The organism is Corynebacterium sp. 21KM1197 (assembly GCF_033783015.1).
GTDB lineage: Bacteria > Actinomycetota > Actinomycetes > Mycobacteriales > Mycobacteriaceae > Corynebacterium.
This window is the reverse complement of the sequence record NZ_CP123907.1, coordinates 46,409-73,288: the sequence shown is the minus strand read 5'-3', so window position 1 is coordinate 73,288 and position 26,880 is coordinate 46,409. Positions and strand designations below refer to the sequence as shown.

The following is a 26,880-nucleotide window of genomic DNA, read 5'->3' as shown; positions in this document are numbered from 1 at the left end:
CCCCATGCGCCCCTTCGACCTCTCCCGCATCGGCACCGGCCTGCCCTTCGCCGCCGCCCTCAACGACCTCACCCGCGCCTGCGCCACCCAACGCCGCGCCGTGGTGCAGGCCCCGCCCGGCACGGGTAAGACCACGCTGGTACCCCCGGCGCTGACGAACCTTGCGCTCGCGGCCTCCGAAAAATCAGCTGATCCCGGCGCGATCAGCAAGGTGCTCGTCTGCGCCCCGCGCCGCGTGGCGGTGCGCTCCGCCGCGCAGCGCCTGGCCCACCTCGACGGCAGCGCCCTGGGCGAGCGCGTGGGCCACCGCATGCGGGGGCACAGCCTGGCCGGGGCGCTGGTGGAGTTCGTGACCCCCGGCGTGCTGCTGCGCATGGTGCTGCGCGATCCCTCCCTGGAGGGCGTGGCCGCCGTGGTGGTCGATGAGGTACACGAGCGTCACCTGGACACGGACGTGCTGCTGGGCATGCTCATCGAGGTTGCCCAGTTGCGCGAGGATCTGGTGCTGGTGGCGATGTCCGCCACCGTGCAGGCCGCGCGCTACGCCGCGCTCATGGGCGGCGCGCCCATCGTGGATAGCCCGGCGGTGATCCACCCGCTGAGCGTGGAGTACGCCCCGCACCCCGGCCGTCTGCGCGGGGAGCCGACGTTTTATGAGCACTTGGCTCACCTGGCGCGCCGCGATGTGCAGAGGCACGGACAGTCCGTGCTGGTGTTCGCGCCCGGGGTGCGCGAGGTGGAGCGGGTTCTCGGGCACCTGGGTGACCTGGGCGTGCCGCTGCACGGGCGACTGAGCGCGGCGCAGACTCACGCAGCATTACAGCCCGGCGAGCGGCCCCGGGTGGTGGTGGCGACGTCGATAGCCGAGTCCTCGCTCACCGTGCCGGGCGTGCGCGCGGTGGTGGATTCCGGGCTCTCCCGCGAGCCGCGCCGCGACGCCGCCCGCCAGATGAATGGGCTGGTCACGGTCTCGGAGGCGCGACCCACCGCCGAGCAACGCGCGGGGCGTGCCGGGCGCGAGGGGCCGGGCCGGGTGATTCGGGCGTTCTCCGAGCAGGAGTTTCAGCACCTGCCCGCCGAGGTCACCCCGGAGATCGCGGTGAGCGACCTCACCCAGGCCGCGCTGTGGCTGGCATGCTGGGGCACCCCACGCGGGGAGGGTCTGCCGCTGCTTCAGGCTCCCCCACAGCAGGCTCTCGACGCCGCCGAGGCCACCCTTTTTAGCCTCGGTGCCCTCGCCGCCGACGGCACCGCGACCGACACCGGTCGTGCCCTGGCCGCCCTACCCCTCGACCCGCGCCTGGGTCGCGCGCTGCGGGACTTGGGCCCCTCGGCGGCGGAGACGGTGGCGGTGCTAGCCTCCTCCCCCTCCGGGGACATCGCCGCCGCTCAGGCCCCTCGCCGGGAAGTGGAGCGGCTGCGCCGCCTGGTGTCCGTCCCCGCGCACAGGGTAACCCCCGGCGCGGTCACCGCCCACGCCTATCCCGCCCTAGTGGCGCGGCGACAGGACTCCGATTACCTGCTGGCCTCCGGCACGCGGGCGCGCCTGCCCCGTTCCTCCCCGCTTGCCGACGCCCCCTGGCTCGCCGTCGCGGAGGTCTCCCGCTCGGGGGAGGGCGCGGTGATTCGCGCCGCCGCGCGGCTCAGCGAGGACGAGGCGCTGGAAGCGGTGGGCGTGACGGAGGAGTACCAGGCCGAGGTGTCCCAGGGGCGGGTGCGAGGTCGGCTGGTGCGCCGCCTGGGCGCGATCCGGCTCTCCTCCACTCCCATCGCAGTGCCCACCGAGCAGGCCGTTTCCGCCCTCGCGGCCACGGTGCGAGCCGAGGGGCTGGCGATGTTCACTCTCTCCCCCGCCGCCGCGCACCTGCGCGACCGGCTGGCCTTTCTCCGCTCGCGGCTGGGAGAGCCCTGGCCGGAGGTTTCCGCCGCCGACCCCGAGGCGTGGCTGCGGCCGGAGTTAGAGGCCCTAGCCGATGGAAAACCGGTGGATCTTTACCCAGCCTTACAGCGGCTGCTGCCCTGGCCGGAGGCCGCCCGCATGGAGGAACTCGCCCCCGAGCGCCTGGAAGTGCCCAGTGGTTCGCGCCCCCGCGTGGACTACTCCGAGGGCCGCCCGGTGGTGCGGGTAAAACTCCAGGAGTGCTTTGGCCTGGCGCAATCCCCCACCTGCGCCGGGGTGCCGGTGCAGTTCCGGTTGCTCTCCCCGGCGGGCCGCGACCTCGCCATTACCGACGACCTCGCCAGCTTCTGGTCCGGCCCCTACGCTCAGGTGCGCGCGGAAATGCGCGGCCGCTACCCCAAGCACCCCTGGCCGGAGGACCCGTGGAGCTCGCAGGCCACGGGGAGGGTGAAGAGGAGGGGGCTTTGAACTCTTGTGGGTATCGTTGGGTGATGTTCCCGTCCTCCTTGATGGGACCGAGGAACAAAACCCAGGACGCTTCAATGTCACTTCAGTTGCCATAGTTTCCGACGCCCATAGACCCTACCGGTTGTTCTCCCACAGTTGGAACAAACGATGAGCATCGTAAGCTGTTTGAGGCGGCCTGGGCGAACGGCGAGAGCGTGGTCTCGATCTGTCGGCGGTTCAACGTGTATCGGATGACGGTGTAGACGCACACCAAGGACCTCGTGGCTCAAACCCAACCAACACGCCGAACCCCAGAAGCAGAGCAGACATAGTCGACACTTCTATTCTCCGCCGGACCTGACGGTACGAACCACAAGCCCGGCGGATAGGCCGCTAACCACGCTTCGCGCTACCACGACCGCAGTCTGAAGAGCCGACCTTCAGGTCCTTCGTCGTGAAGCCTGAGCACAATCTCGTCCTTGGAGAAGACTGGCGTACCGTCGACATCGGGGGGCATATCCGTATCAATAAGCGTGACGATTTGCTGTATTCCAAGATTTGAGTATTCTCGCATCACATAAAGAAGGTTTGACTTCTTGCGCTTATCCAGCGATTCGAATACCCCATCGTGGAACACAAATGCGGGGAAGCCTTTACCGAGGTGCGCCCTAAGCACTGCCAGGTCGAACGCAATGCACAGAAGCTTCTTATATGTGTGGCCCCGTTGCGCGCTCGTGGCATTTCCTGATTCATCAAGAATCTCGGCTTCGAACTCCGGATGATACTGCTGATTCAGCGACACCGTGAGCAGTGCGTTCTGATCAAGCACTCCCTCAATTATCTCGTCAAAGAGCAGCCGGATAGTTCTATAAACGCTGTCGGTACCTGGCCTGTTCTTCTCCTCGAACTCTCTTTCCAGGGCAGATTCTAAGTGCGTCTTCTCTTCAACAGCATCACGGATCTCCGACCGTAGCCTTTGGAGGGTCTGAAGGTGCTCGCGTTGCCGGGTCAGGGAGATGACGTCGGAACGTAGCTCGACTAGTTCATCTGAGGCTTCCTTGTACTTGCGTACAACGTCGGTGTCGCTCAAGAAAGATAGAGTCTCTGATCTGCGTTTGCCGAGTCGATTGAGTTCTGTACCGACTTCCTTGAGCCGAGATTCAACTTCTGCTTTCTCCTCTAGCAGGTAGCCACGACGCTCTTCAGTAATCGCCGCGTTGAACGCGATTAACTGTTCGTAGTCACGCTTAATCTGCCCCCCGAATAGCACGCCAGCTTCCTCAAAGAGACGCGCGGCGCGCTCCGGATCAAAGGCCATCTCGCCATCGTCCAGGGAAGACAGTATCTTCTTCCTGTTGTACATAAGCGTGTATCGTTCAGCGTTCAGGTCGGCGATTTCCTGATCGATCTGGTCAACAAGATCTTTTGTCTTTGCCTTGTCTTGGTCCTGAAAATCGAAACTATCAAGCTTCACTTGCTGTTTCTCTGCTTGCTGCCGCTTGAGCAGCAGGAGACCTTCGATTCGACCAAGATCCTCAATGGAACCCCCAAGTTCGGACTGAATAGTCTTCTCATCCGCGCGAAGGGTATCGATCCGCTCCTCTCGCTCGTAAAAGTCAAAGATCAACTGAGCGTCAAAACCTAGGATGTGAGCGACGTACGGCTTCCATTTCGCATGCCCGGACGCGAATCGCTTGAGTTGAAACACGTCAGAATAATCGTCCTGAGTGCGCAGAAAGTAGCCGAGACCCTTACGGAAGTCCCAAGGACGAACAGCGCTTAGATCTAGAAGACCGTCCAGGATTGCTTTGGATCGGTCGAACGCCACTTTGTAATGATCCCATTGCTCCTCGGGCAAGTGCTGGAAGTCCTGACCGGGTGACGCATGTCGCTTAAAGCTAATCTTGGATGCTTCCTCAACCGACCTTCTGATCGTTACGTACGATCCTGACCCAAGTTCAAGTTCGAGATAGAAGACAAAGTCCTCGAACAGCTCCTTGTGCTTGAACAGAAACATCTTCGCGTCACGCCGCGCAAGTAGGCAGAAATCAAGAAGTAGACCAAGGGTAGTTTTCCCCAGATTATGCGTATCCTTATTACGGTTTTCCGGTACACGGATCTCCGCAATAACAACGTTCAGACCATCATTAAAGTCGATGGGAGTGAATGCTTCATCGCGATTCGAGTAGATTCTAGACAGCTTCATTGGGACCTACATACTCGAACGAGTCAGTCTTCGGCCGGTACTCGACGAGACCCATCAGGTAGAGAAAGTTCACTGCCGGAAGAAACAAGACATCACCTCCGGACACTCGTTTCTTTGCCGTAGCACGAAGAGTGTCATAGTCCTCGAGTCGTTTACGCTTCAGAACTTCCAGAGCTATAAGAGCAACGTTGAGCACTGTTCTGTCAGGATGCGAGTGTTTCGTCGGTCTCAGCACTGTCGTCTCCCTTCGCTCCGATGTCACAGTTCCAGTACATGTAGAAGAGCAGTGCTCTAGTTAGACGCTTGTGTTGCCTCAGTATGGGGTCTCTCTCGAAGAGCAAGTCGATGAGGTAGTCCATAACCTGATCGAAGGAATGATAATCCTTTCGATGGGTGATGATTCGCAACTCGAATTCGTCGACTGCTGACTCATAGGCACTAAGCAGCTCACCATTCTCAGGAGCAGCAAGAAACTGCCGGATCTGCTCGGTATCCTTCAAGTATTTACGCCGGAGCGCCTTCGAGTAATCGTCACTCATCCCGTTCAGTCGATCCTTTGTGGCCAGATCGACCCGTGGGGTGGGCGGATCATCGAGTATTGATACCATCCCGTCGCGATGCTGGGCGAACGCGGCAACGATCTCTGCTATGTCCTCCGGGCTTACGATTAGTGGGGAGTCAATAGGATCGATACCCGCGATCTCAGGAATACTTCTGAAGCGCTTGAGCCAAAGCTCGATCTGCTCAATCCCGCAAAGATATATAGAGCCAGTGGGAACTCCGCAAGCCGCGGATATAGCCCGGCGAATCTCAGACTCTCCGTTCCCGGTTAATCTTCGATTCGAGAAGAGCATGTAGTGATCGAGTTCGCCCGAGTTTTTCAGTGATGTGATCCTCGGTATCTCATCGGCAACGACGCTTGTCTTGCTCGTTGCACTGTAGAAATCAGACTCCGTGAAAGACTTGTTAAGACCGTTCGTGTGTTTTGCTTGGATCACCACGCGGCCTTTCCAAGGCTCCGAGACGCTCGGGTGGAGTTGCGCGGTTCCTTCGAACCTTGCATCACGTCCGCCATCTGGTCCTGTGGCAAATCCTTGCACGCTGATTCCGAGAAGCTCTTGGCATATCAGGGTGACCAACGTTTCGAACTGCTCAGGGGATAGATTCTCGTATGGGTACTTCATCGGAATCACTCCCTCTTACTTACTAGTTCGTGCTGTGCTTTTAGCCGTTCCCTCAGGTGCGCGTGCGCAGTCTCTCGTTGTCAATCCTAGCTGAGGGCGGGGCGCCCAGTGCGGACGACGCGCGTCGGCACCTCACCACTCCATCGATCATAGCAGCTTCATCACCGGCGCAGTTCGGGCTGGGCGACCCAGCCCATCTCCTGCTGAGGTCCGCCGTCTGGTGCGGTGCTAAGAGTTCGCACGCGGGCGAACACAGCCTTTGCCGCTCGGTAGGCAGCAGCTTGGTCAAAGCCGCGGCCCTCACTGCGGCTACCGATCGGCGAGGGGCCAGCGATCTCGTGACGATGCCGGTAGAGCACAATCGTCGCCGCCCCGCTATGCCAGCGTGTGCGCGCGGTCGGCTCAATCGGAGGCTCGCCGAGCCTTGCAAGCCACGCAGCGTGAAGCCTCCTGGATTCGGTTCCGCTCTTTTGACGCAGAGAGACGGTAGCAGGCACCGCGCCCATCAACCAAACCCCTAAACCACCACCTCCCTCCCCACCCCCTCCACCCGCGCCAACCGCACGAGAAAAGAAGCATCCACCAACACCCCACCCTCCTCACAAGCACCGCGCTGGCACAACTGAAAACCAGAGGGCAGGTCGGCACTGTGACGCCCGGCGTGGACGGCCAGGGCGGGGAGGTCGCTGGCGGTGGCGACGAGGTGGGCGTCGATAAGCCCCAGGAGGCGGGAGGCGCGGCATAGCCCCTGAATGATCTCCTCGCCCCGTGTTTCTCCCCAGCCCTGCGGAACCTGCGCCACGAGCGCTCCGATGGTGTGCTTCATGCCCGCTAAGGCTAGGGCGCTATCCTGCCGCCTGGCTGCCAAGGAACTGCTGGTATCCCAGGTATGCGCTCATCACCACCACCAGGGCCAGCAGCGCGTACCGCACCAGCCGCGTGCCGCCGCCGAGCACGGTGCGCGCGCCCAGTTGCGCGCCGCAGATATTCGCCGCCGCCAGCACCAAGCCCAGGGTCCACCACACGTGCCCTCCCGCTAGGAATACGCATAGCGCGCCGAAGTTCGTGGCGGTGTTAATCACCTTGGACATCGCGGCGGAGGTGACAAAGTTCTGCCCCAGCAGCGCGGTAAAGGCCATGATGAGGAACATGCCGGTGCCGGGGCCAAAGAAGCCGTCGTAGGCCGCGATCACTCCCACCACGAGCAGTACCGCCACCGCGCGCCACCCTCGCCAGGGGCGCGGGCTGGCTTGCGCGCCAAAGTTCGGGCGCAGCGCCACGAAGATCCCCACGCTCACCAGCAGCACGATGGTCACCGGCCGCATCACCGCGCTATCAATCCCCGTGGCCAGCAGCGCGCCCGCCGCCGCGCACACCGCCGCCAGCGGCACCGCGAACCACAGCCCCCTGCCCGGCGGGCGCACCCGGCGCACCAGGGTGACGGCTGCCGACGCCGTCCCGCTCACCGAGGCCAGCTTATTGCTGGCCAGCACGGTGGCGTAGGGGATTTGCGGCGCGCCCGTGAGCAACAGCGGAATGAGGATCAACCCGCCCCCGCCCACCAGGGCGTCGATCCAGCCCGCGAGCGCCGCCCCGCCCGTCAGGAGCGCCCAGGTGCCCACGCTGAGTTCTACTGTCATGCGGATCACTCTATAGGGTGGGGGCATGGTGAGCCTCCCCGATCGCAGCACGGCCGGTGCCTGGGCGCTGGTGATTCCGCTTTCCGTGGCGCTCGGGGCGCTGCTGAGCCGCTGGAGCGTCCCGGCGGCCTGGATCGTAGCGGCCATCGCGGTATCGGGAACCGTGGCGCTGTGCCGGGGGAGGGAACTGCATGTGAACACGCACTACTACCGCTTTGGGCGCGGCGTCATCGGCATCATGGCGGGCCTGCCACTGGTGGGTGTGGCTCCCACCATTTTGGCCTCCTTCCTCCTCCCGGGGCTGCTCTTTTCCGTGCTCACCGTGGGGTGTTCCCTGGCCGTGGCCCTGGCGCTGGCTCGCGCCCAAAAGGAGGTGAGCCGGGAGACGGCCGTGCTGGCCATGCTGCCCGGTGGGGCCTCCACCATGCCGCTCATGGCGCAGGAGGTGGGCGCGGATTATCGCTTCGTGGCGCTCACCCAGTACCTGCGCCTGCTGGTGGTCTCGGTGACGCTGCCTCCCATCGCCCACCTGCTCACCCCGCCCGCTGCCGACGCCACTTCCGGCGCAGCGGACAGCGCCGGTATGGGCGCGTTCCATCTCGGCTCCATGCTGCTGATCCTCGCCATCGCCCTGGGCGGGGACAAGGTGGGAAAGTGGCTGCGCCTCCCGGCCTCCGGGGTGCTGGGGCCACTGCTGCTCACCGTGGCGGGTGGGCTTTTGCTTCCCGACGGCTGGAGCCTGGAGCCGCCACCCGTTTTTGCCATCATGGCTTTTCTCTCTATCGGCTGGATCTGCGGCGGCGGGCTTTCCGTACCCGCCCTGAGGCTCTTTGCTCGACAACTCCCCACCACGGTGGGCTTCATTCTGGGCCTCATGGCGCTGTGCGCGGGGGCCGGGTGGGTGCTCGCCCGATGGCTGGGGGTGAGCGAGTTTGAGGGGTATCTGGCCACCACGCCCGGTGCCCTGGAAACCGTGCTGGCCATCTCCCACGAGGGCGGGGCGGGGGCCGTGGTGGTGGCCATGCAGATGATCCGGCTGATCGCCGTGTTTATCCTGGCCGGTTATCTGCCACGGATACTGCGGGCCTGGGATAGGCGGCGGGGTTAGAACATATATTCTAACTACCGGCAGGCGTGCCACGCCCGCCTGGTAACCTACATCTCCATGAGCAAGCAGCTGACCAGCGTGGAAATCTGCGCCGGGGCCGGGGGGGCAGGCCCTGGGCCTCGACCGTGCCGGTTTCCTCCACCGCGCCGCCGTGGAGATTGATGACTGGGCCGTGGAGACCCTCCGCAAGAACCGCCCGGACTGGAACGTCATACACCAGGACGTACACGATTTTGATGGGCAGCCGTACCAGGGCGTGGATCTCTTTGCCGGTGGCGTACCCTGCCCGCCCTTTTCCATAGCGGGAAAACAGCTTGGGGCCGATGATGAGCGTGATCTCTTCCCCCGCGCCATAGAGTTAATCGAGGAGATTCAACCCCGCGCCGTGCTCCTGGAAAACGTCAAGGGCCTGGGCCAAAAGCGATTCGACGCCTACCGCTCCTCCATTATTGAGCAGTTGGAGGACAAGAATTACACCGTTTTCTGGAACCATATCCAGGCCGCCGACTACCGCGTTCCTCAACTGCGCCCCCGCTTTATCCTCATCGCGCTCCGACACGAGTACGCCCCATACTTTTCCTTTCCCGAGCCGCAGCGCCAGCACCTCACGGTGGGGAAAGCGCTCCATGATCTCATGGCCTCCCGTGGCTGGGCCGGGGCCGAGGAATGGGCGCGCCGAGCGGATAAGGTGGCCCCCACCCTCGTCGGTGGTTCCAAGAAGCACGGCGGGCCGGACGTGGGCCCCACGCGGGCGAAGGCCGCGTGGAAGGCAATGGGAGTGAAGGGCACCTCCATCGCGGAGGAGGCACCGGGGCCGGACTTCCCTACCGACCCCGCCATAGACATGCCCCGCCTCACCGTGCAAATGGGCGGGGTTATCCAGGGTTTCCCCGCAAACTGGAATTGGCAAGGAACAAAAACGGCTCAATGGCGGCAGGTGGGAAACGCCTTCCCACCGCCGGTCGCGGAGGCCCTGGGCAAGCGCATCGCTTCCGCCCTAGCCAAGAAGCCGCTCCCCGAGGAGACGGAGCCCGCCACACCGGCACGCCCCCTATCCCTCATAGGGGGCTAAGCATGAACACCGCTATCCTCACCGCCGCCCGGCAGGCGTTTCACAAAGAACTGACCGTTCTGGGAGTACTCTCCGTATCCCATCGCGTGGTGGATAAGAAAACAAAGCGCAGGGAATGGGTGGCCTCCAACGCGGATATATCGCAGGCCTCTTCCCGCGCCCTCGCCCTCCACATCGCGCGGCAACTCAACGCCCCCGAACTGGACAAAGGCCCAGGGCAAACTGCCGGAGGGCAATTTGAATCTGCGGTCACGCACTTTGTTCAAAGCACCTTTCCGCGCATGGCGGCGATTCGACCCGGCACCTGGACAGTGGAAAACGTGGGCGCAAAGCGCTCCACCGATCACATCGCCCAGTACCACCCCTACCGGCACCTCGATGATCTGGCCCGAGCCATCGCCATCAACCGCGAGCTGGAATCCGTGCTGGGGAACTCCTACGTGATCAGCCCCGATATTATGATCCTCCGCGATTCCGTGCCCGACGATAAGATCAACGAGGCAGAAAACGTGGTGGATTCACAATCAGGGCTCCTGTCTCCGCTGCGGCTGGCCAATTCCAGCAGCAGCGCCCACACCAAGCATGTTCACGCAGTGCTCTCCTGCAAATGGACCATGCGATCCGACCGCTCCCAGCACACCAGGTCGGAGGCCCTCAACCTCATCCGCAATCGCAAAGGCCGCGCACCCCATATCGCCGCCGTCACCGCCGAGCCATCGCTGTCCAGGATCGCCTCGCTGGCCCTGGGCACCGGAGACGTAGACATGGTGTATCACGCCTTTCTCCCCGAACTCATCGCGGCGGTGGAAGAGAAAGGAACCGATGACGCTAAGGAAATGTTGGAAACGCTCATCCACGGCGATCGCCTCAGAGACATCGCAGACATGATCATCGACCTCGCGGTGTAAAACGGCGCAAAAGGGGAATCAGCGACTGCCCCTCCGAATAATCCCCATGACCAGGAGCACCGCACCCACCAGGCCAGCCGCCCAGGAGGCATAATGCCAATACATAATCCACTCCGGCGTGGGCCCCGGCATGATTCCAGCCTGCTCCTGAGCGCGGTAGTCCATTCCCGAGGCCAGCAGGGATAGCGCAAAGGACACGGCGGCGAGAACAAAGATCGCCAGCCCCCACCTCGCCAGGGGTGGCAGGGAAACCCGAGGGGTATCAGCGGCAGTCATACCCTCAGAAAATAGCGGCCCCCAAGGCAAAGGGGAAGATGATCCGAGTCACATCCTCCCCCTCGTCCACAGTCAGCCCGGGGAACCGAACCTACCCCAGCACCTCGTCCCGCAGCACGGACATGGGAATCGAGCCCAGCGCCAGGGCCTTGGAGTGGAACTCCCGCAGGCTCATACCGGCGGCCAGGGCCTCGTCGCGGGTGTTCTCCCACATGCGCTGGCCCAGGGCATAGGAGGGGGCCTGTCCCGGCCAGCCCAGGTACCGATCCAGTTCAAAGGCCAGGTTGGCCTCGTCCATCGCGGTGTTATCCCGCAGGAAGGCCTTGGCGTAGGAGGCGTCCCAGATTCCGTTGCCCTCGGGCACCTTCTTGCCTAGGTGCAGGCCGATGTCCAGCACCACGCGGGCGGCGCGGAGGCGCTGGGCGTCGAGAAGCCCCATGCGGTAGCCCAGGTCGTCCGCGTAGCCGAGGTCGGCCATGAGTTGTTCGGCGTAGAGGGCCCAGCCCTCGCCGTGTCCGGAGATCCAGCAGGCGGAGCGCCGCCAGAGGTTCAGGGCGTCTCCCTGGAGCAGCGCGGTGCCGCACTGGAGGTGGTGGCCGGGCACACCCTCGTGGAACACGGTGGTGAGTTCCTGCCAGGTGTGGAAGGTCTCCTGCCCCCTGGGCACGGACCACCACATCTGGCCGGGGCGGGAGAAGTCATCGCTGGGCGGGGTGTAGAAGATTCCGCCGGTTCCGGCGGGGTCGATCCGGGCGTCCACGCGGCGCAGTTGCTCGGGAATATCAAAGTGGGTGCCCGCGAGGTCGCGGATCGCGCCGTCGGCGGTCTCCTGCATCCAGGCGCGCAGGTTCTCGGTGCCGGTGATGAGGTAGCGCTCGTCCTTGTTCAGCTGGTGAACGGCCTGGCGCACGCTGGTGTCCTCGCCGTAGAGCTTAGCCGCGATGGCCTTTTGCTCGGAGACGATCTCGCACAGGCGCTCCCAGCCCCAGCAGTAGGCCTCGTCCAGGTCCACCTCGTCGCCCAGGAACTCGTAGGAGAAGAGTTCGTAGCGCTCGCGGCCCACGGCGTCGCAGGGGGCGGCGGCGGGCACCAGTTGTTCGCCCAGCCAGTCCGCCATCTCCGCGAAGGCGCGCTTGGCCTCCTCCACCTCGGTGGATTCGGAGTCCACGCCTAGGTTTTCCAGAATAGAGCCGGAATCGGCCAAGGACTCGCACTGGCTCATCACGGCGTCGATCTGGCGCAGCGGCGCGGCCTTGCCGGAGGCCGAGGCCATGGCCAGGGACTCGCGGTAGCCCTGGAGCGCGGCGGGCACCTTGGACAGGCGCGAACGCACGTTATCAATCTGCTCCGGGGTCTCGGTGGGCATGATCAAAAAGACATCGCGGATCGTCTGCACCGGGGAGTCGATGTTATTGAGCAGGCGCAGATCCTCGTTGTGGTGGTGCTTGTCCAGCACCACGCCCAGGCGGTTGCGCAGGGCGGCGGCGGTGACGTAATCAACGGCGTCGAAGTCGTCCTCGTCGTCGCACTCGTCGGTGCCCTCGTCGAAGGCCACCACGTCCATGACCATCTCGCGGGTGCGCTCGGCAACGGCGGACCAGTATTCCGGTGAGAAGTCCTGGAGTTCGCCGTCATGGCCCTCGACGCCGAGGTGTGTGGCGTCGGTGGGAGACAGCGCGGCCATATCGCTGACGAAGGCCTCGCAGGAGGCGTCGAGAAGCGAGGGCTCACGCGCAGGTTGGGGTACCGCAGGGTGTACGGATTCCGCTGAACTCATAGCCCGCTATCTTAACCACATTTCTCCGAGCGGGGCCAGCGACACCACAGGCTCATCAGCGCGTTCCATCTTTCGATGGAAAGTGCAGAACAGGGCAAGAAAACACAAGAGCGGGCACCGAACCCTCGCCGGTGCCCGCCCCTCATAAAAAGGCGCTTAGATCAGGTAAACCCATTCCTGGTTGCCCTTGGCCGGGCTGGTCAGCATGGTGCGCATCTCGTCCTCGGTGGCCTCGTAGGAGCGCTCATCGTTGTTCAGCGGATCGTTCACGGTGTACGTGCCGGTGCTGGGGTTGTAGCCAGAGACGTACACGAAGTGCCCAAAGCCGGGATCGGTCTTGCCATCGCGCAGCATGTCCGTCTGGGTGAGCACCACGGCCTTCTGGCCCTGCTTGAGCCCGTCCAGGGCAGTGATCGCCTTGCCGGTGCCCAGCACGGTGCCGGACACGCCACGGTTCTTCAGGATGGTGGACACGTCGGAGTCGTAGAAGAAGTTGGTGCCCTCCTCGCCGCCGCTGGGGGCCTCGGCGCGCAGTTCCAGGATCGCCGCAGACTGATCCTTCTCGTTGTAGCTGGCGGGGACCTCGCCGCCGTTATCCAGCAGGGCCATCAGAATGCTGGTGGGGCCGCAATCCACCCACTGCGTTTCCTGGCCCTGGTCCTGCTTGATGTACTTGAACTTGTACTTGCTGGCCTGGTAGTCGTAGGCGCTCTGCGCTGCGGCGCTATCCACGCCCCGGTCGAGCCCGGCAGGCTCCGCGTGGGCCGCCCCGGCGAGGGTGCCGGTGGCCAGGGAGGCGACGAGCGCTCCCGTGGTGAGCGTGCGCTTTAGGTGAGTAAACATAATCCTCGCTTTTTTAGTTAGTGCGCCTTAGTGTCCGGCCCCCACCCTAGGTAAGCCATCACCCGGGGTCAAGGGCAGTAATTCCGCCGTGGGCCGCGCCTCCCTTTAATCTAAAGTGCACTGCCTCACAGGCAGCCGCTCCGCGCGGCGGCGCGCGTCCCGCTGCAAAGCCCTCATAGAAAGGCCGCTCATGCACTCACCCCTGGGCCTCACCCTCGCCGGTTTGGCCATCATCGCCCTCACCGTGGGCCTGCTCATCCGGGGCAAGACCAGCCCCGTGGTGGCCATGACGTTGGTTCCCGCCGCCGGCGCCCTGCTCATGGGGTACAGCCTTGGGGAGATCGGGGAGTTCTTTGGCACCGGCCTGGACTCCGTGATGAACGTTGTGGTGATGTTCATCTTTGCCATCATTTACTTTGGCATTCTCCAGGACATCGGCCTGTTTAATCCCGTGGTCACCGCCCTGATTAGGGCCACGCGCGGCAACGTCGTGCTGGTCACCCTGGGCACGGCGGCCATCGGCACGGTGGCGCATCTCGACGGCGCGGGGGCCACCACCTTCCTGCTCACCATTCCGGCCCTGCTGCCCCTGTATCAGGCCATGCACATGAGCCGCTACGTGCTGCTGACCATCGTGGCCCTGGCGGCCAGCGTGATGAACATGGTGCCCTGGGCGGGGCCGGTGGGCCGCACCTCCTCGGTGATTGAGCTGGCCCCCACGGAGATCTGGCACCACCTGCTGCCCATGCAGGGCGTGGCCCTGGCACTGGTGTTCGTCATCGCGCTGCTGTTGGGGCTGTCGGAGCGGCGTCGCATAGCGCGGCTGCGCGAGTCCTCGGAGTTCGTGGGGCGCGGCGAGGTGGACGTGCACGCCATTGCGCAGGAGTTCGTGGAGCGGCAGCAGGCCGAGCGCGCCAAGCAGGGGTATCACGTCCGCGAGGCGCGGTGGGCGCGGATCGCCACGGCGATCATCTCCGTGGCGCTGCTGGTGGTGCTGGTGTCCGGGTGGCTGGAGCCGGGCCCGGCGTTCCTCATCGCCACCACTATTATTCTGCCGCTGAACTTCGATTCCCCCTCGGAGCAAACGGACGCCATGAAGCGCCACGCCCCCTCCGCCCTGGCGATGGCCTCGGTGATCATCGCGGCGGCGATGTTCCTGGGCGTGCTCGGCGGGGCGGGCATGCTGGAGCAGATCGCGCTCTCCCTGCTCGCCGTGCTGCCCGCGGCGGTGGGCCCGTGGGTGCACGTGATCGTGGGGTACCTGGGCGTGCCGCTGGACATGGCCACCTCCACGGATGCCTATTACTTCTCCGTGCTGCCCATCGTGCAGGAAACGGCGGGCAGCTTCGGCGTATCCGCCGTGGGCGCGGCCTCGGCGCTGATCATCGGCAACGTCATCGGCACCTTCGTCTCCCCCTTCTCCCCCGCCCTGTGGCTGGCCATCGGCCTGGCCCGGGCGGACATGGGCCGGTACCTCCGGCTGGGCTTCCCGCTCGCCTGGGGCCTGTCCATCACGATGGTCACCATCGCGCTCCTGACGGGCCTGTTGGCCTAAAAACCGCAGCCCAGACCGCTTTGTCTGGGCAGCCTCCGGGGCGACTAGACTATGCGGTTCATCATGCCTACTATGTGACCATGCCACACCGCAGCATTTCCTCCGCCTTTGCCCGTCCGCTCACCCCCGCGGCACAGTGCTTGCAGGCCATGCGCCAGACTGCGGTGTCCACCCGCCTGGATCTGATCCAGGCCACGGGATTTTCCCAATCCACGGTGACCCGCGCGGTGTCGGCGCTTCTCGACGCCGGCTACATCACCCGCCGCCCCGACCTCGCGGAGATCGGGCAACGCGGTCGCCCCACCATTCCCCTGGAAATCAACCCGGAGGACACCATGTTCGCCGGGATCGCCGTGGGTACCTCGGAGACGGCACTGGGGCTCTACGACCTGCGCGGACAGTTGCTGCGGCGCACCACGGTGGCGGCCTCGGCGGCGTCGGTAAGCCAATACGACTTCCTGGAGCACATCATCGCGGCCCTGCACCGCATCCTCACCCCCATGACGCGGCGACTGGTCAGCGTGGGCGTGACCGTCTCCGGGGAGGTCAGCCCGGAGGGCGTGGTGGAGGCTCCCAACCTCGGGTGGAACGGCACCGACATCGCCGCCGACCTGCGCTATTACTTCCAGGTACCGGCCACCGTCTCCGGGATCGCGCCCGCCATCCTCGCCGCCGAGCGCTTCAACGCGCCCGAGGCCCCCACGCCCCTGCCCGCCCTGGCCCTCTTTGCCGATGATTCCCTCAGCGCCGCCCTGGAAGCCCCGGAGGGAATCACCCCACTCAGCGCCCCCGGCGCGCCCCTGACCACCAGCGACCTGCTGCGCGAGGTGCGCGACCTCGGCGTGGAGGCCCCCACGCTTGCCGACGCCGTGGCCCACCCCGCCGCCCGCCCGCTGCTCACCGCCCGCGCGCGGGGGCTGGCGCAACTCGCCGTGGAACTGGTGCGCCGCCACGGGCCGCACCGCCTGGTGATCGCGGGCAGCGCCTTTACCGCAGACCCGGAGGCCCCCCGCATCTTTGGGGCTTCGGTGCGCGAGGCGCTGGGGCGCTTCGAGTGCCTGAACCGCAGCGTGGAGTTGCGCATGATCCCCTCCCACGCGGAGATCATTCACGCGATCACGCGGGCGGCGGCCCTGGATCTGGTGCTGCGCGATCCGCTGCGCCTGAGCCTTCAGCCCTCCTCTTAAAGCCCCTGCGCTCCCTTTTGCGCCCGTCAGGCCGCGCCCGTTACCCTCTGATAGACCGATTAGTGCATGACGGGCATACCGCCTTGTCATGCCGCTCACAATCACCCCGCCTGCGGGCATAAAATCCGGGGCGCCGCGTTGAGCCAAGGGTACGACGATGGCAATACAGGTAATGAAAAGGTAGCGCATGACTTCCACCCAATCCCCCGCAGCCGCCCCCACCCGGCGGCTGCCCTCCTGGATGACCAACTTTGGCGTGCAGGTGGTGGTGGGTCTGATCCTGGGCCTGGTGCTGGGCTTCGCGGCCCGCGCGATGGCCGAGGGTAACTGGCTCACCACCACCCTGGACGCCATCGGCTCCACCTACGTGCAACTGCTCAAACTACTGATCCCGCCGCTGGTGTTCGCCGCCGTGGTCACCTCGGTGGCCAACCTGCGCAAGGTCACCAACGCCGCCCGGCTGGCGGTATCCACCCTGGTGTGGTTTGCCATCACGGCCTTCTTCTCCGTGCTGGTGGGAATCCTGGTGGCCCTGGTGCTCAAGCCCGGCGAGGGAACCTCCATCGACCCCGCCACCGCCGCCGATCCCTCCCGCACCGGAAGTTGGCTGGGCTTCCTGCAATCCATCGTGCCGGTGAACTTCCTGGGGCTTTCCGCTTCCGGGGACTCTGGGGATATTTCGCTCAGCTTCAACGTGCTGCAAATCCTGGTGATCTCCCTGGCCATCGGCGTGGCCGCCGTGCGCGCGGGCAAGGCCGCCGAGCCCTTCCTGGGCTTCACCGAGTCCTTCCTCAAGGTGATCCAGGAGGTGCTGTGGTGGATCATTCGCCTCGCGCCCATCGGCACCGCCGCGCTCATCGGTAACGCCGTGGCCAGTTACGGCTGGGACGCCCTGGGCTCCCTGGGCAAGTTCGTCATCGCCATCTACGTGGGCCTGGCCCTGGTGCTCGGCGTGGTGTACCCGGTGGTGCTGCGCTTTGCGGGGCTGCCCGTGGTGGGCTTCTACCGCCGCGTGTGGCCGGTGACCTCCCTCGGCTTTGTCACCCGCTCCTCGATGGGCGTCATGCCCGTCACTCAGCGCGTCTCCGAGGAGGCCCTGGGCGTGCCGCGCGAATACGCCTCCTTTGCCATTCCCCTGGGTGCCACCACCAAGATGGACGGCTGCGCCGCCGTGTACCCGGCCGTGGCCGCGATCTTTGTGGCGCAGTTCTACGGTATTCAGCTCGACCTCACGCACTACCTGCTCATCATCTTCGTCTCCGTGATCGGCTCGGCGGCCACCGCCGGCACCACCGGGGCCACGGTGATGCTCACCCTCACGCTCTCCACGCTGGGACTGCCCCTGGCGGGCGTGGGCCTGCTGCTGGCCATCGAGCCGATCATTGACATGGGCCGCACCGCCGTGAATGTCACCGGCCAGGCCCTCGTGGCGGCCGTGGTGTCCAAGCGCGCGGGAATCCTCAACGAGGAGCCGTGGCGGGCCAACGCCTCGGCCTAGTGGCGTGGCCCTGGCTTGGGGCGTGGCCGGGATTCTTCCGGTGATCTTCCGGTGTGCTCTGCGGGGCGTCGATAAGCGTGCTCCTATGCTCTTTCGTAGGATGTGCACATGGAATTGACCATCCGCCGGGAAACGGAAGCGGACATCACCGCCATTCGTTCCCTCATCACCCGCGCCTTTGCCGATGACTACCACTCCTGGCATAACGAGCAGGAGCTGGTGGAAAGGCTGCGCGACGCAGATCAACTTTCCCTCTCCCTGGTGGCGATCGCGGATATGGACATCGTGGGATTCCTCGGGGCCACCCGCGTGCGCTGTAGCGACGGCACCAGCGGCTGGTGTGTGCTCGGCCCCCTCGCCATCGAGCCGGAGGCGCGCCACGGCGGAATCGGCACCGCCCTGCTCTCCCGCGCCCTGGAAACCCTCCGCGCCGCGCACACCGGCGGGGTGGCCGCGCTGGGCAACGCGGACTTTTACCACAAGTTTGGGTTCCAGCCCGCCCCCGATCTCCGCCTGGGCCTAGAGCGCAAGGCCGGGGCGCAGGTGGAGGTACTGGGCCTCTCCCTGGACGGCTCCCCCATTCCCCAGGGCGAGGTGGAACCCCTCTCCGACCGGGACTCGGGGAAAGGCTCGGGAAGGGAGGAGGCATGAGCGGACTATGGAACTTCCTCGTCCGCGCGGCGGGCACGGCGGTGGCCCTGTGGGCGGTCACCCAACTCATCGCCGGGGTGTCCATCTACGGCGCGACACAGGAGGATCGCCTGATCGCCTTCCTCGGCTCCGCCGCCCTCATCGTGGCGCTCAACATGACGGTGCGCCCGGTGCTGCGGCTCATCGGCCTGCCGCTGACCATTCTCAGCCTGGGGTTCTTTGCCCTCATCATCAACGCCGGCGTGTTCCTCTTTGCCGGTTCCCTCTCCGAGGCGCTGGGCCTGGGGCTCACCGTGGACAGTTTCCGCGCGGCCTTCTGGGGCGCCCTGGTGATGGGGCTGGTGAACTGGCTGCTCGGGCCGCTCACCGGGGCGCTGCGGGTGCGGTGATGAGGCGGTCGGTGGTGAGGGCTGAGTGGCTGGCCGGTGCGGCGGCGTCGAACAGCAGCAACGCTAAGGGGTGCCACCGTGATTGATTTCTCCGCCCCGGCCGACGTAGTGGCACCCCAACTGCTCGGTTGCCTGCTCACCCACGCGGGCGTGACCGTGCGGCTCACCGAGGTGGAGGCCTACCTGGGTGCCGAGGACGCCGCCGCGCACACCTATCGGGGGAAAACGCCCCGCAACCAGGCGATGTTCGGCCCCGGCGGCCGCATGTACGTCTACCTCTCCTACGGGATCCACCGCGCGGGCAATATCGTGTGCGCCCCGGAGGGAATCGGCCAGGGTTGCCTGCTGCGCGCCGGCGAGGTAATCGACGGCGAGGAGATTGCTTGGCGACGCCGCGGCGACGTCCCCTTCCACCGCCTCGCCCAGGGACCCGGCAACCTCGGCTCGGCGCTGGGCCTAGACCTTGAAGATAACGGCGCGCCGATCACCGGGCCCGATTTTGTGCTGCGCCCGCGAGATAGCGAGCCGGAGTGGGTGCGCGGGCCGCGCATTGGCATATCCAAGAACGCGGAGGCTCCCCTGCGGTTCTGGATTCCGGGGGATAGGACGGTGAGCGCGCGGCGGGGTGCCTCACCCCGCAAGCGCGGTGCGAAGTAACTCGGGATCGTGGGAATTGATCAGCAGAACCGAGGGATCGTCCACGAGGGTTCTGAGCCGCCGTTGATTCTCCCACAGGGCGGCGCGATCCTGCGCAAACGCCGCCTCCTGGAGTTTCAGGAATAGCGGCACGCCCTCGCCCCCGATGAGGGTATCGCGCTGATAAAAGGAATCACCGGCGTGCAGAACCTCGCGGGAACCATCGCTGATTCCCACCGCGGAGTGGCCGCGGCTATGCCCCGGCATGGGGATGAAAAAGAGGCCGGGGGCGAGATCATCAAGTGGCGTCAGCCCCGTAAAACCGCGCCACTCTTCCCCCTTGGGCGCATGGCCCACGATGCGGGGGCGATGGGCCCATTGGTGCTTGTTATACCGCTGCCGCTCAAACCAGGTGGGACGCTGGGTAATGGCATATTCCTCCGTGGTACTCACGTGCACCGTGGCCCAGGGAAAGTCGCTGAGGCCACCCGCGTGATCGGAGTCGCCGTGCGTGAGCACAATATCTCGAACGTCCCTGGGGTTGAAGCCGAGTTTTTCCATCTGCCGCACGGCGGTTTGCTCCTCCGCCAGCACGGGGCGCAACACCTTGTGATAGGCCCCGATGCGCCGCCACGGGTGCGCAATGTCCGCCAGGCCAAAGCCGGTGTCCACGAGTATGAGCCTATCCGCGCTTTCGATGAGAAGAATATGGCACACCAACGGGGCACCGGGCGCATTCATGCTTCCGCAATTTAGGTGGTGTATTTTCATTTGTTATTTCTTTCTTTTATGTGGGTGAAGCTTTAACTTATACGGGAGCAAATTATACTTCAGAATCTCCCGTCAGCGCCTCCATAGCCAGGCGATTAATAAAGATCTTCTCCCGGCCCACCTTCGCCTCATCTAGCAGACCCAATTCTGCGACGCTACCTAACCAAGCGGAGGCCGTCTGGCGCTGTGCTAGGCCCGTTTGAGCACCCCGACTATCAATGGGCGTTGTGGCCTCACCAACGCCTGACGTGTCGATTTTTCCCCACAATTTCGACACATCCCCCCAACATGTCGATCCCATCGACACATCACTCCACCCGCAGCGCACCCCCAGCCTCCTCAAACTCCTCGCGCGCGGCTCGCAGGAGATCAGGATCGCCAAGCGTATCCAGGGCCACCTGCGCCAGACCAATCGCGGAATCCACGGCGGTATCCACCGCTGCCTCGGAGCGCGCGTATTCCGCAAACGCCCGGGTGTGCAGCGCCACCCCCTGCGGGGCAATCTTGACCATCGGGTGAATCCCGGGCAGCAGATGAGAGACGTTGCCAAAGTCCGTGGAGGCCGCGAGGGTATCGGGCACCACGCCGCCGGGCAGCGCGCGGCGACCGCGTTCCGCCTGGGTAGCGGCCCAGCGCGCGGAAAGCACGTGGTTGTTGCGCACCGGGAGGCTGGCGGGGTGCTCGTCCCATTCCTTGCTCACCTCCACCCCGGCCATGAGCGCGGCGCCGTCGAGCACGGCGTCGATACGCTGGGAGAGGTCGCTGAGAGTCTGCGCCATGAGCGAGCGCACGTAGATGGTCATGGTGGCGGTGTCCGGGATCACGGAGGGACGCTGACCGCCCTCGGTAATGATGGCGTGCAGGCGATCCGAGGGCGGCATTTGCTGACGCAGCAGGCCAAATCCCTGGTAGGCGAGGGTGGCGGCGTCGAGTGCGTTGCGCCCCATGAAGGGCTCCGAGGAGGCATGCGCAGCCACGCCGTGAAAGGTGGCGGTGAGGGTGCGCCGCCCCACCCAAGCGTGCTCCGCGAGGTCAAAGGAGAAGGGGTGCACCATCATCGCCGCATCCACGCCAGCGAAGGCACCGCCGCGAATCAGGTACTCCTTTCCCGTGTGCCCCTCCTCGGCGGGGGTGCCCAGCAGCACGATCCGCCCGCGCACCGCACTTATGCTTTGCGACGCCGCCAAAAATGCCCCCACACCCGAGGCCGCGATGATATTATGCCCGCAACCATGCCCGATACCGGGCAGGGCGTCATACTCCGCGAGGATCGCCACCGTGGGATCGCACCGCGGATCAAAACCCGGCGAGGCAATCTCCGCACGCAGCGCGGTATCCAGGCCACCCACGCCCACCTCTACCTCGTGCCCACGAGCACGCAGCAGGCCCGCGATGGTCGCCGCCGCGTAGTGCTCCTCAAAGGCCTCCTCAGGGTGATCATGCAGGTCAAAGGCCAGATTTCGCAGGTCACCGCGCAGCGCCTCCCCGACCTGGGTGATGTGTCGCCAGGCTTGCTGCTGACCGGGATAGGATTCCCCCTCTTTCAGCCGCTGCACCTTTGCTCGGGCTGCGGCGGCCCGGCGCTCTATCCCCTCCCTCATCGCGTCAAGGTAAGCAGTGGAGGGTTGGGGGAGCATGGGAGTCCTTTCGTGTGCCGGTGCTCACCCCAGGGTATATGTTTCCCGCATTAGTGGCCTGTTGGTGTGGCAAGGTGCCTCAGCATAAGCCCCATCGCGCTGGCAGGATTGATTCCCACCTCGCCAAAGGCCAGCTCGATGATATTATCCGTGGCCTGCTGCCATCTCTGCACCGGAAATCCTCCACTCAGTGCCTTGCCAGTGGGCCCCACCAGATGGCCACCCTCCCGCAGCTTCCGTTGAAACCACTCCCTGCTCTGATCAGGCACCCTCCCCTTACTCACATGCGCATAGAGCCAGCAATCAAAGCTTTCGTGCGATACCACCAGATTAAAAGTTAATTTTTTGTTCGTGCATTTCCGGCATAGCGCGGCCGCTCGATCCAACTCTGACCGCGAAGTATCATCCACGTCTACCAGCACATAGATCTCACGAAAGTCCTCTCTACGTGCCTTGACCACCGCTGTTTCCACTGCCTTCACCGGATCGAGCGCCTCAGCCGATACCCTCATATGCGGCCACCGTTCTAGCCTTTTGAGCGCATTGAGGTAATCAGGCTCCGTCCGTGTTCCTTGACAAAAAATTAGCGTTTTAACGCCCTTTTGGGCTCTTCCCTCACGCTGCCTGCGCCTCCGCGAATCGCGCCCCATGATCCCCTACCCCTTCTTTTTCTTACGAGCATAACGAATCTCCTCGATAGCCCGGTCAATATCCGTACCCATGCTCGGTAACGCCCCAAATTCCCCCTCCAAATACTTCTTTTCCACATTATTGCTTCCCCTAATGGAAAACTCGTCCAGGCTTATCAACTCCGATTCCGCCTCAATCTTATCCACCAACCACACAGCGGATACCGGCAGACGCTCTCCCACCGCATTACCCAAACTCGCCACATCATGAGCGGTATATATCAATTGAGCACCATCAGGGTTAGTGCTCTCCCGCTCAAAGAGGGAAAGGAAAAACCGCACCAGCGTGGGATGCAGGCTAGCGTCCACCTCATCCACCACTAGTACGTTTCCCTCCACCAGAGCCTTAACTCCCTGCATTGCCAGGTTTAGCCACGTGCGCGTTCCCTCCGATTCATCGCCCTCACGCAGGGTAAAGGAGCGTCCATTCCCCTCATGGGTAAAATCCAGCATTTTCATCATCTCTGCCGTCTCTTCCCCAGAGAACATCCCCTTGGTGCGCTGGCCCTCCTCTGCCCCCATAACACCACTCTGCTCAAGGATTTCTTTCAACTGCGGCAGGATTTCTTCCTCCCGTATCTCCACGCCAGTCAGCCCCACATCGGCCGCACGCAAAACCGCTTCACTCATACCCGTCCACTCAGAGTTGCTAAGCATAGTGAGAAGTTGCCCATCCCGTTCTCCCGGCAGCCTTGGATTTCCGGGTGAACCAAATATCTGGAGCTTTTCCCACCACCAGCGTACGGCCCCCTCATGTGGCCCCTTTTCCTTCACCATTTCCCACGCACTCAGCACTAATGACCAGGGCCTCAGGAACTGACCAATGATCTCTTGCCCCGCGCGCGGTATCCCGATCTCCTTACCAAAGCGCACCGCATCTCCCGTCCGATGAAAGAGCATGCGCCAATGCCCCGTACCCGCTACCGTTTCCAATCGTTCCTCGGACACCCCCAGATCATCCAGAACGAGTGTCCACAGGTAACGACGCTCCTGCGCAACGTACTCCACCTCAAACTCCGTGGGGCGTTTCACGTGAAACATATGCGGTGTACGCAAAAAACTCCCCACCCCCGGCGTAGTGATGGAGTGCCGCACCGCATTGCTCAAAGCGCCCAACGCCCCCACCACGGTGGTTTTTCCCGAGGCATTGGGGCCATACAGACCCGCCAACCGCTCCGTCACCTCCATCCACCCTTCCCCCTTGGGCAGGTTCCTCTGAAAGCCTCGCTTCTGCATATCCAACACTGCTCGCGCGGCAAAGGAACGGAAGTTGGTCAGCGCAAAACTCAGCAACATAGCCCCTATAATAGGCCAAGTTAAGTGAAATAGGGATTTTTTATCCCATTATCTCCCATCAACCAAGGAAAATCTCCGCCCCCGGCCCCAGGGGCAGATCCGCATAGAACCACAGCGCCAGCAGCAGCACCCAGGTCAGACCAAAGGGAATGACGAACACGAACATGCGGGACATCAGCGTGCCCAACCCGGCCTGGGGCTCGTAGCGGCGCAGCATACCCAGGATCACAATCATGTACGGATTCAGCGGAGTAATGATCTGCGTGGCGGAATCGCCCACGCGGAACGCCGCCTGCACAAAGCCGGGCTCGTAACCCAACAGCGCGAACATGGGCACAAACACCGCCGCCATGAGCGTCCACATCGCGGAACCGGAGATGATCAACAGGTTCAGGCAGCTCGCCAAAATAATGAAAGCCAGCACGGCGGCAAAACCCGTGAGACCCACGGCCTCCAGGCCCGCCGCACCCTTCACGGCAGTCCAGGTGCCAATGCCCGTCCAGTTAAAGAGCGCCACAAACTGCCCCAGGATAAAAGCCAGCACCAGGAACTCCAGCATTCCCTTGAGGGATTCCGTCATCATGGCCACGGCGTCATCCACGCTGTGAATCGAGCCCACTACCACGCCATAAGTAATGCCCATGACGAGGAAGAACACCATCACCAGGAACACAATGGAGTTCAGCAGCGGAGACTGCGGCAGGAAACCGCCCTCCTCGTTGCGCCACGGGGAACCCGGCAGGAGCACCGCCACCAGCACCAAGGCAGTGGCCAGCAGGGTGGCCCACAGGGAGACCTTCAGCGCCAGCCATTCCTTGGGCTCCAACTCCGCCGAAAGGTCCTCCTGCCCTGCCGCCTGGGTATCGTCCTCGTCGATAGCCTGCTGCTCGGTGGGCACCTGCTGGCGCGTCATGCGCGGTTCCAGCACCCGGTCGATGAGGAATCCCGCGATGAGGCCCAGCAGGATCGCGGACGCAATGTTGAAGTAATAGTTTGATACCGGATTGACCTCCTGGGCACCCAGCCCCGGCAGCCCCTCCATCACGGCGTTGGTGATTCCGGCAAAGAGCGCGTCCAGGCTGCTAGGCACCAGCGAGGTCGAGTACCCGGCGCCCACGGCAGCAAAACCCCCGAGGAGGCCCGCCACGGGATGCCTACCGGCCGCCTTGAACACCATCGCGGCCAGTGGTGGCACCACCACGAAAGCGGCGTCGGCCATCACGGAGGCGGTCACGCCGGTCACGCCCACCGCATAGGGCAGCACCGTCTTGTTCGCGGAGCCAAAGAGTTTGCGAATCAGCGCGGCGAGCATACCCGAGCGCTCCGCGATTCCCACCGCGAGCATGATCGGTAGCACCGTCACCAGCGGCGGGAAACCGATGTAGTTCTCCCCGATATTCTCCGTGAACCACACCAGCCCCTCGCCGGTGAACAGGCCCTTAATGCTCAGAGTTTCCCCCGAGCCCGGCACCTGCACGGAGGCCCCCGACCACGCCATGAGCGAGGACGCCACGGCGGTAATAAAGAAAAGAATCAAAAAGAGCAGGAAGGGCGTGGGCAGTTTATTGCCCACCGCCTCAATGGTGCCAAGGAAGCGATCACCCCATTTCCCCAGGGTGCTGCGCGGTTCTGCCGTAGTCTCCGTGGACATAAAGGGGCCTTCCGGTTACGTGTTTGCTTCACCATCGCGCATGCGATGTGGTACACCATACACAGCAAGACCCGGCAAGGCGCGCTTAAGCTCCCTTGAACTCTGGCTTTCGCTTATCGACGAACGCCGCCATGCCCTCCTTCTGATCCTCCGAGGCAAACACGGAGTGCACCAGACGACGCTCAAAGAGCAGCCCCTGAGAAAGATTCGATTCAAAAGCCGTGTTAATGGCCTCCTTGACCATCGTGGCCGCCACCTTGGACTTCCCAGCAATGGTGTGAGCTGTCTCCAGGGCCTGCTCCAGCAGATCCTCGTCCGCCACCACGCGGGCCACCAGGCCGGAGCGCTCCGCCTCCTGCGCGTCCATCATGCGCCCCGTCAGGCACATCTCCATCGCCTTGGCCTTTCCAACGGCGCGGGTCAGACGCTGGGAACCACCCATGCCCGGCAAGATCCCCAGGTTGATCTCCGGCTGGCCAAAACGAGCGCTCTCCCCCGCGATGATGAAGTCACACATCATGGCCAACTCGCAGCCACCCCCCAACGCATAGCCGGACACCGCCGCGATGATCGGGGTGCGGGCCCTGGTCAGGGCGTCCCAACCGCCAAACCAATCGGCGTTGTACATCTCCGTGGCGCCCTTGTCCGCCATTTCCTTAATATCCGCACCGGCGGCAAAGGCCTTGGCGGAACCGGTGATCACGATGGCCCCGATCTCCGGGTTCTGATCCAGGCGAGTGATCGCCTCGGTCACCTCCCCCATGAGTTCATTGTTCAGGGCGTTGAGGGCCTTGGGGCGGTTGAGGGTGATGAGCGCTACGCGCCCGTGGATTTCCTCGATGATGGTGTGCTGAGTCATATTTTCCTCCTTCCCCGGCCAGTGTACGGGGGTAGGGGTGGCGGGATGAGAATCCTCCACACACAGCACTACACTCGTAGTACACAAGTAGTACAGTTGTCTTGTGGTTGATTGGTCGCATCGCTCCCGCTACATCGCTAAACACGGAGTCAGCGTCCCCCAAGCAAACGAGGCGCTCAGCGATCCCCGTGCAGTGACCTATTCCCCAGACCCCGCGAGCCTCAGCGGTGTGAGCGACCGAACAATTGGGTTCTCCCCCAGCGCAACTGCCATTTTAACCGTTATCACCGTCACCGAAGATAACGTGACCTATGGAGTAAATTGCTGGCGTTCTAATACCACCGACCAAGCACGCTACAGAACGATATAAGGAGGCGAACATGATTCCAGCAAAGTTGCAACAGGCTATCGACGAAACCGAACAGATCGAAGCAGGAAACCCCGTCCGAGCAGATACCACTATCTCTCGCCCCGGTATATCACGGAGCAAGACGCTACAAATCCGCCTATCCGAGGACGAGTTTCAATTACTCACCAACGCCGCGGGAGAGCAGCCCACCTCGGCATTTGCCCGGCATATCCTTCTCTCTTTCCTCCATCTTGACGCCGAGGAAAAAGAACAACGAGCCCTTGTCCACGCCCTGCACACCGCCCTGGGACAAGCGGGCTACTCCCTCACCAGAGATAGCGCCGCTTAAAG

At 63.8% G+C, this 26,880-nt stretch carries 26 protein-coding genes; 11 read left to right on the top strand and 15 right to left on the bottom strand.

The window, feature by feature from the left end; translation table 11 throughout:
• Positions 1–4 precede the first annotated feature (4 nt).
• Positions 5–2,368: an ATP-dependent RNA helicase gene (locus tag OLW90_RS00345; protein WP_319651890.1), complete on the top strand. Its 2,364-nt coding sequence runs from the start codon at positions 5–7 to the stop codon at positions 2,366–2,368.
• A 388-nt stretch (positions 2,369–2,756) separates the two neighbouring features.
• Here OLW90_RS00345 and OLW90_RS00340 read toward each other — a convergent pair whose 3' ends face one another.
• From OLW90_RS00340 to OLW90_RS00325, 5 genes are all read right to left on the bottom strand, one after another.
• A complete protein-coding gene (locus OLW90_RS00340; RefSeq protein WP_319650312.1) occupies positions 2,757–4,553 on the bottom strand; it encodes a DUF2326 domain-containing protein in 1,797 nt (598 codons plus the stop codon).
• Entirely contained in the window at positions 4,540–4,749 is a 210-nt protein-coding gene (locus OLW90_RS11620; RefSeq protein WP_242722634.1) for an ABC-three component system middle component 8, read from the bottom strand. Before OLW90_RS11620 ends, OLW90_RS00340 begins: the two co-directional genes overlap by 14 nt.
• Positions 4,750–4,756: 7 nt before the next feature.
• Positions 4,757–5,737 carry an ABC-three component system protein gene (locus OLW90_RS00335; RefSeq protein ID WP_319650311.1) on the bottom strand — a complete coding sequence of 327 codons (981 nt, stop codon included), beginning with the start codon at positions 5,735–5,737 and terminating at the stop codon, positions 4,757–4,759.
• A gap of 517 nt (positions 5,738–6,254) precedes the next feature.
• Positions 6,255–6,563 carry a hypothetical protein gene (locus tag OLW90_RS00330; protein WP_319650310.1) on the bottom strand — a complete coding sequence of 103 codons (309 nt, stop codon included), beginning with the start codon at positions 6,561–6,563 and terminating at the stop codon, positions 6,255–6,257.
• A gap of 19 nt (positions 6,564–6,582) precedes the next feature.
• Complete coding sequence (locus OLW90_RS00325; RefSeq protein ID WP_319650309.1) at positions 6,583–7,377, bottom strand: TSUP family transporter; 795 nt, start codon at positions 7,375–7,377, stop codon at positions 6,583–6,585.
• A gap of 25 nt (positions 7,378–7,402) precedes the next feature.
• Here OLW90_RS00325 and OLW90_RS00320 point away from each other — a divergent pair, with 25 nt between their 5' ends.
• The 3 genes from OLW90_RS00320 to OLW90_RS00310 all read left to right on the top strand — a co-directional run bounded on the left by OLW90_RS00320 (position 7,403) and on the right by OLW90_RS00310 (position 10,465).
• The gene (locus tag OLW90_RS00320; RefSeq protein WP_319650308.1) at positions 7,403–8,485 is read left to right on the top strand and encodes an AbrB family transcriptional regulator; all 1,083 of its coding nucleotides are present in this window, start codon (positions 7,403–7,405) and stop codon (positions 8,483–8,485) included.
• A gap of 151 nt (positions 8,486–8,636) precedes the next feature.
• Positions 8,637–9,557 carry a DNA (cytosine-5-)-methyltransferase gene (locus OLW90_RS00315; protein WP_319650307.1) on the top strand — a complete coding sequence of 307 codons (921 nt, stop codon included), beginning with the start codon at positions 8,637–8,639 and terminating at the stop codon, positions 9,555–9,557.
• Between the two features lie 2 nt (positions 9,558–9,559).
• Positions 9,560–10,465: an NgoMIV family type II restriction endonuclease gene (locus OLW90_RS00310; RefSeq protein ID WP_319650306.1), complete on the top strand. Its 906-nt coding sequence runs from the start codon at positions 9,560–9,562 to the stop codon at positions 10,463–10,465.
• Positions 10,466–10,483: 18 nt separating this feature from the next.
• Here OLW90_RS00310 and OLW90_RS00305 read toward each other — a convergent pair whose 3' ends face one another.
• The 3 genes from OLW90_RS00305 to OLW90_RS00295 form a co-directional block, all read right to left on the bottom strand.
• A complete protein-coding gene (locus tag OLW90_RS00305; protein WP_319650305.1) occupies positions 10,484–10,741 on the bottom strand; it encodes a hypothetical protein in 258 nt (85 codons plus the stop codon).
• Between the two features lie 91 nt (positions 10,742–10,832).
• On the bottom strand, positions 10,833–12,518 hold the full coding sequence (locus OLW90_RS00300; RefSeq protein WP_319650304.1) for a DUF885 domain-containing protein: 1,686 nt from the start codon (positions 12,516–12,518) through the stop codon (positions 10,833–10,835).
• Positions 12,519–12,674: 156 nt separating this feature from the next.
• The gene (locus OLW90_RS00295) at positions 12,675–13,361 is read right to left on the bottom strand and encodes a C39 family peptidase (RefSeq protein ID WP_319650303.1); all 687 of its coding nucleotides are present in this window, start codon (positions 13,359–13,361) and stop codon (positions 12,675–12,677) included.
• Between the two features lie 190 nt (positions 13,362–13,551).
• Between OLW90_RS00295 and OLW90_RS00290 the strand changes: the two genes are divergently transcribed.
• The 6 genes from OLW90_RS00290 (at position 13,552) to OLW90_RS00265 (ending at position 19,298) form a co-directional block, all read left to right on the top strand.
• Entirely contained in the window at positions 13,552–14,916 is a 1,365-nt protein-coding gene (locus OLW90_RS00290; RefSeq protein WP_319650302.1) for a CitMHS family transporter, read from the top strand.
• 80 nt (positions 14,917–14,996) lie between these two features.
• Positions 14,997–16,103, top strand: coding sequence for an ROK family transcriptional regulator (locus OLW90_RS00285; RefSeq protein ID WP_319650300.1), 1,107 nt, complete (start codon positions 14,997–14,999; stop codon positions 16,101–16,103).
• A gap of 187 nt (positions 16,104–16,290) precedes the next feature.
• Entirely contained in the window at positions 16,291–17,601 is a 1,311-nt protein-coding gene (locus OLW90_RS00280) for a dicarboxylate/amino acid:cation symporter (RefSeq protein WP_319650299.1), read from the top strand.
• Positions 17,602–17,709: 108 nt separating this feature from the next.
• Positions 17,710–18,252 carry an N-acetyltransferase gene (locus OLW90_RS00275; RefSeq protein WP_319650297.1) on the top strand — a complete coding sequence of 181 codons (543 nt, stop codon included), beginning with the start codon at positions 17,710–17,712 and terminating at the stop codon, positions 18,250–18,252.
• Complete coding sequence (locus tag OLW90_RS00270; protein WP_319650296.1) at positions 18,249–18,641, top strand: phage holin family protein; 393 nt, start codon at positions 18,249–18,251, stop codon at positions 18,639–18,641. The genes OLW90_RS00275 and OLW90_RS00270 overlap by 4 nt, the downstream gene beginning before the upstream one ends.
• 78 nt (positions 18,642–18,719) lie before the next feature.
• On the top strand, positions 18,720–19,298 hold the full coding sequence (locus tag OLW90_RS00265; RefSeq protein ID WP_319650295.1) for a DNA-3-methyladenine glycosylase: 579 nt from the start codon (positions 18,720–18,722) through the stop codon (positions 19,296–19,298).
• Here the strand turns inward: OLW90_RS00265 and OLW90_RS00260 are convergent.
• From OLW90_RS00260 to OLW90_RS00235, 7 genes are all read right to left on the bottom strand, one after another.
• Entirely contained in the window at positions 19,272–20,018 is a 747-nt protein-coding gene (locus OLW90_RS00260) for an MBL fold metallo-hydrolase (protein ID WP_319650294.1), read from the bottom strand. The two genes, OLW90_RS00265 and OLW90_RS00260, sit on opposite strands and share 27 nt — an antisense overlap.
• Before the next feature lie 82 nt (positions 20,019–20,100).
• Positions 20,101–20,349 carry a hypothetical protein gene (locus OLW90_RS11615; protein ID WP_413464517.1) on the bottom strand — a complete coding sequence of 83 codons (249 nt, stop codon included), beginning with the start codon at positions 20,347–20,349 and terminating at the stop codon, positions 20,101–20,103.
• Positions 20,350–20,356: 7 nt separating this feature from the next.
• On the bottom strand, positions 20,357–21,685 hold the full coding sequence (locus tag OLW90_RS00255) for a M20 family metallopeptidase (protein WP_319650293.1): 1,329 nt from the start codon (positions 21,683–21,685) through the stop codon (positions 20,357–20,359).
• Positions 21,686–21,735: 50 nt separating this feature from the next.
• The gene (locus OLW90_RS00250; protein WP_319650292.1) at positions 21,736–22,335 is read right to left on the bottom strand and encodes an RloB family protein; all 600 of its coding nucleotides are present in this window, start codon (positions 22,333–22,335) and stop codon (positions 21,736–21,738) included.
• A 6-nt stretch (positions 22,336–22,341) separates the two neighbouring features.
• Positions 22,342–23,670, bottom strand: coding sequence for an ATP-binding protein (locus tag OLW90_RS00245; protein WP_319650291.1), 1,329 nt, complete (start codon positions 23,668–23,670; stop codon positions 22,342–22,344).
• Between the two features lie 58 nt (positions 23,671–23,728).
• Complete coding sequence (locus tag OLW90_RS00240; RefSeq protein ID WP_319650290.1) at positions 23,729–25,321, bottom strand: AbgT family transporter; 1,593 nt, start codon at positions 25,319–25,321, stop codon at positions 23,729–23,731.
• An 85-nt stretch (positions 25,322–25,406) separates the two neighbouring features.
• Complete coding sequence (locus OLW90_RS00235; RefSeq protein WP_319650289.1) at positions 25,407–26,180, bottom strand: enoyl-CoA hydratase; 774 nt, start codon at positions 26,178–26,180, stop codon at positions 25,407–25,409.
• 380 nt (positions 26,181–26,560) lie between these two features.
• Here OLW90_RS00235 and OLW90_RS00230 point away from each other — a divergent pair, with 380 nt between their 5' ends.
• Positions 26,561–26,878 carry a hypothetical protein gene (locus OLW90_RS00230; protein ID WP_319650288.1) on the top strand — a complete coding sequence of 106 codons (318 nt, stop codon included), beginning with the start codon at positions 26,561–26,563 and terminating at the stop codon, positions 26,876–26,878.
• Positions 26,879–26,880 lie beyond the last annotated feature (2 nt).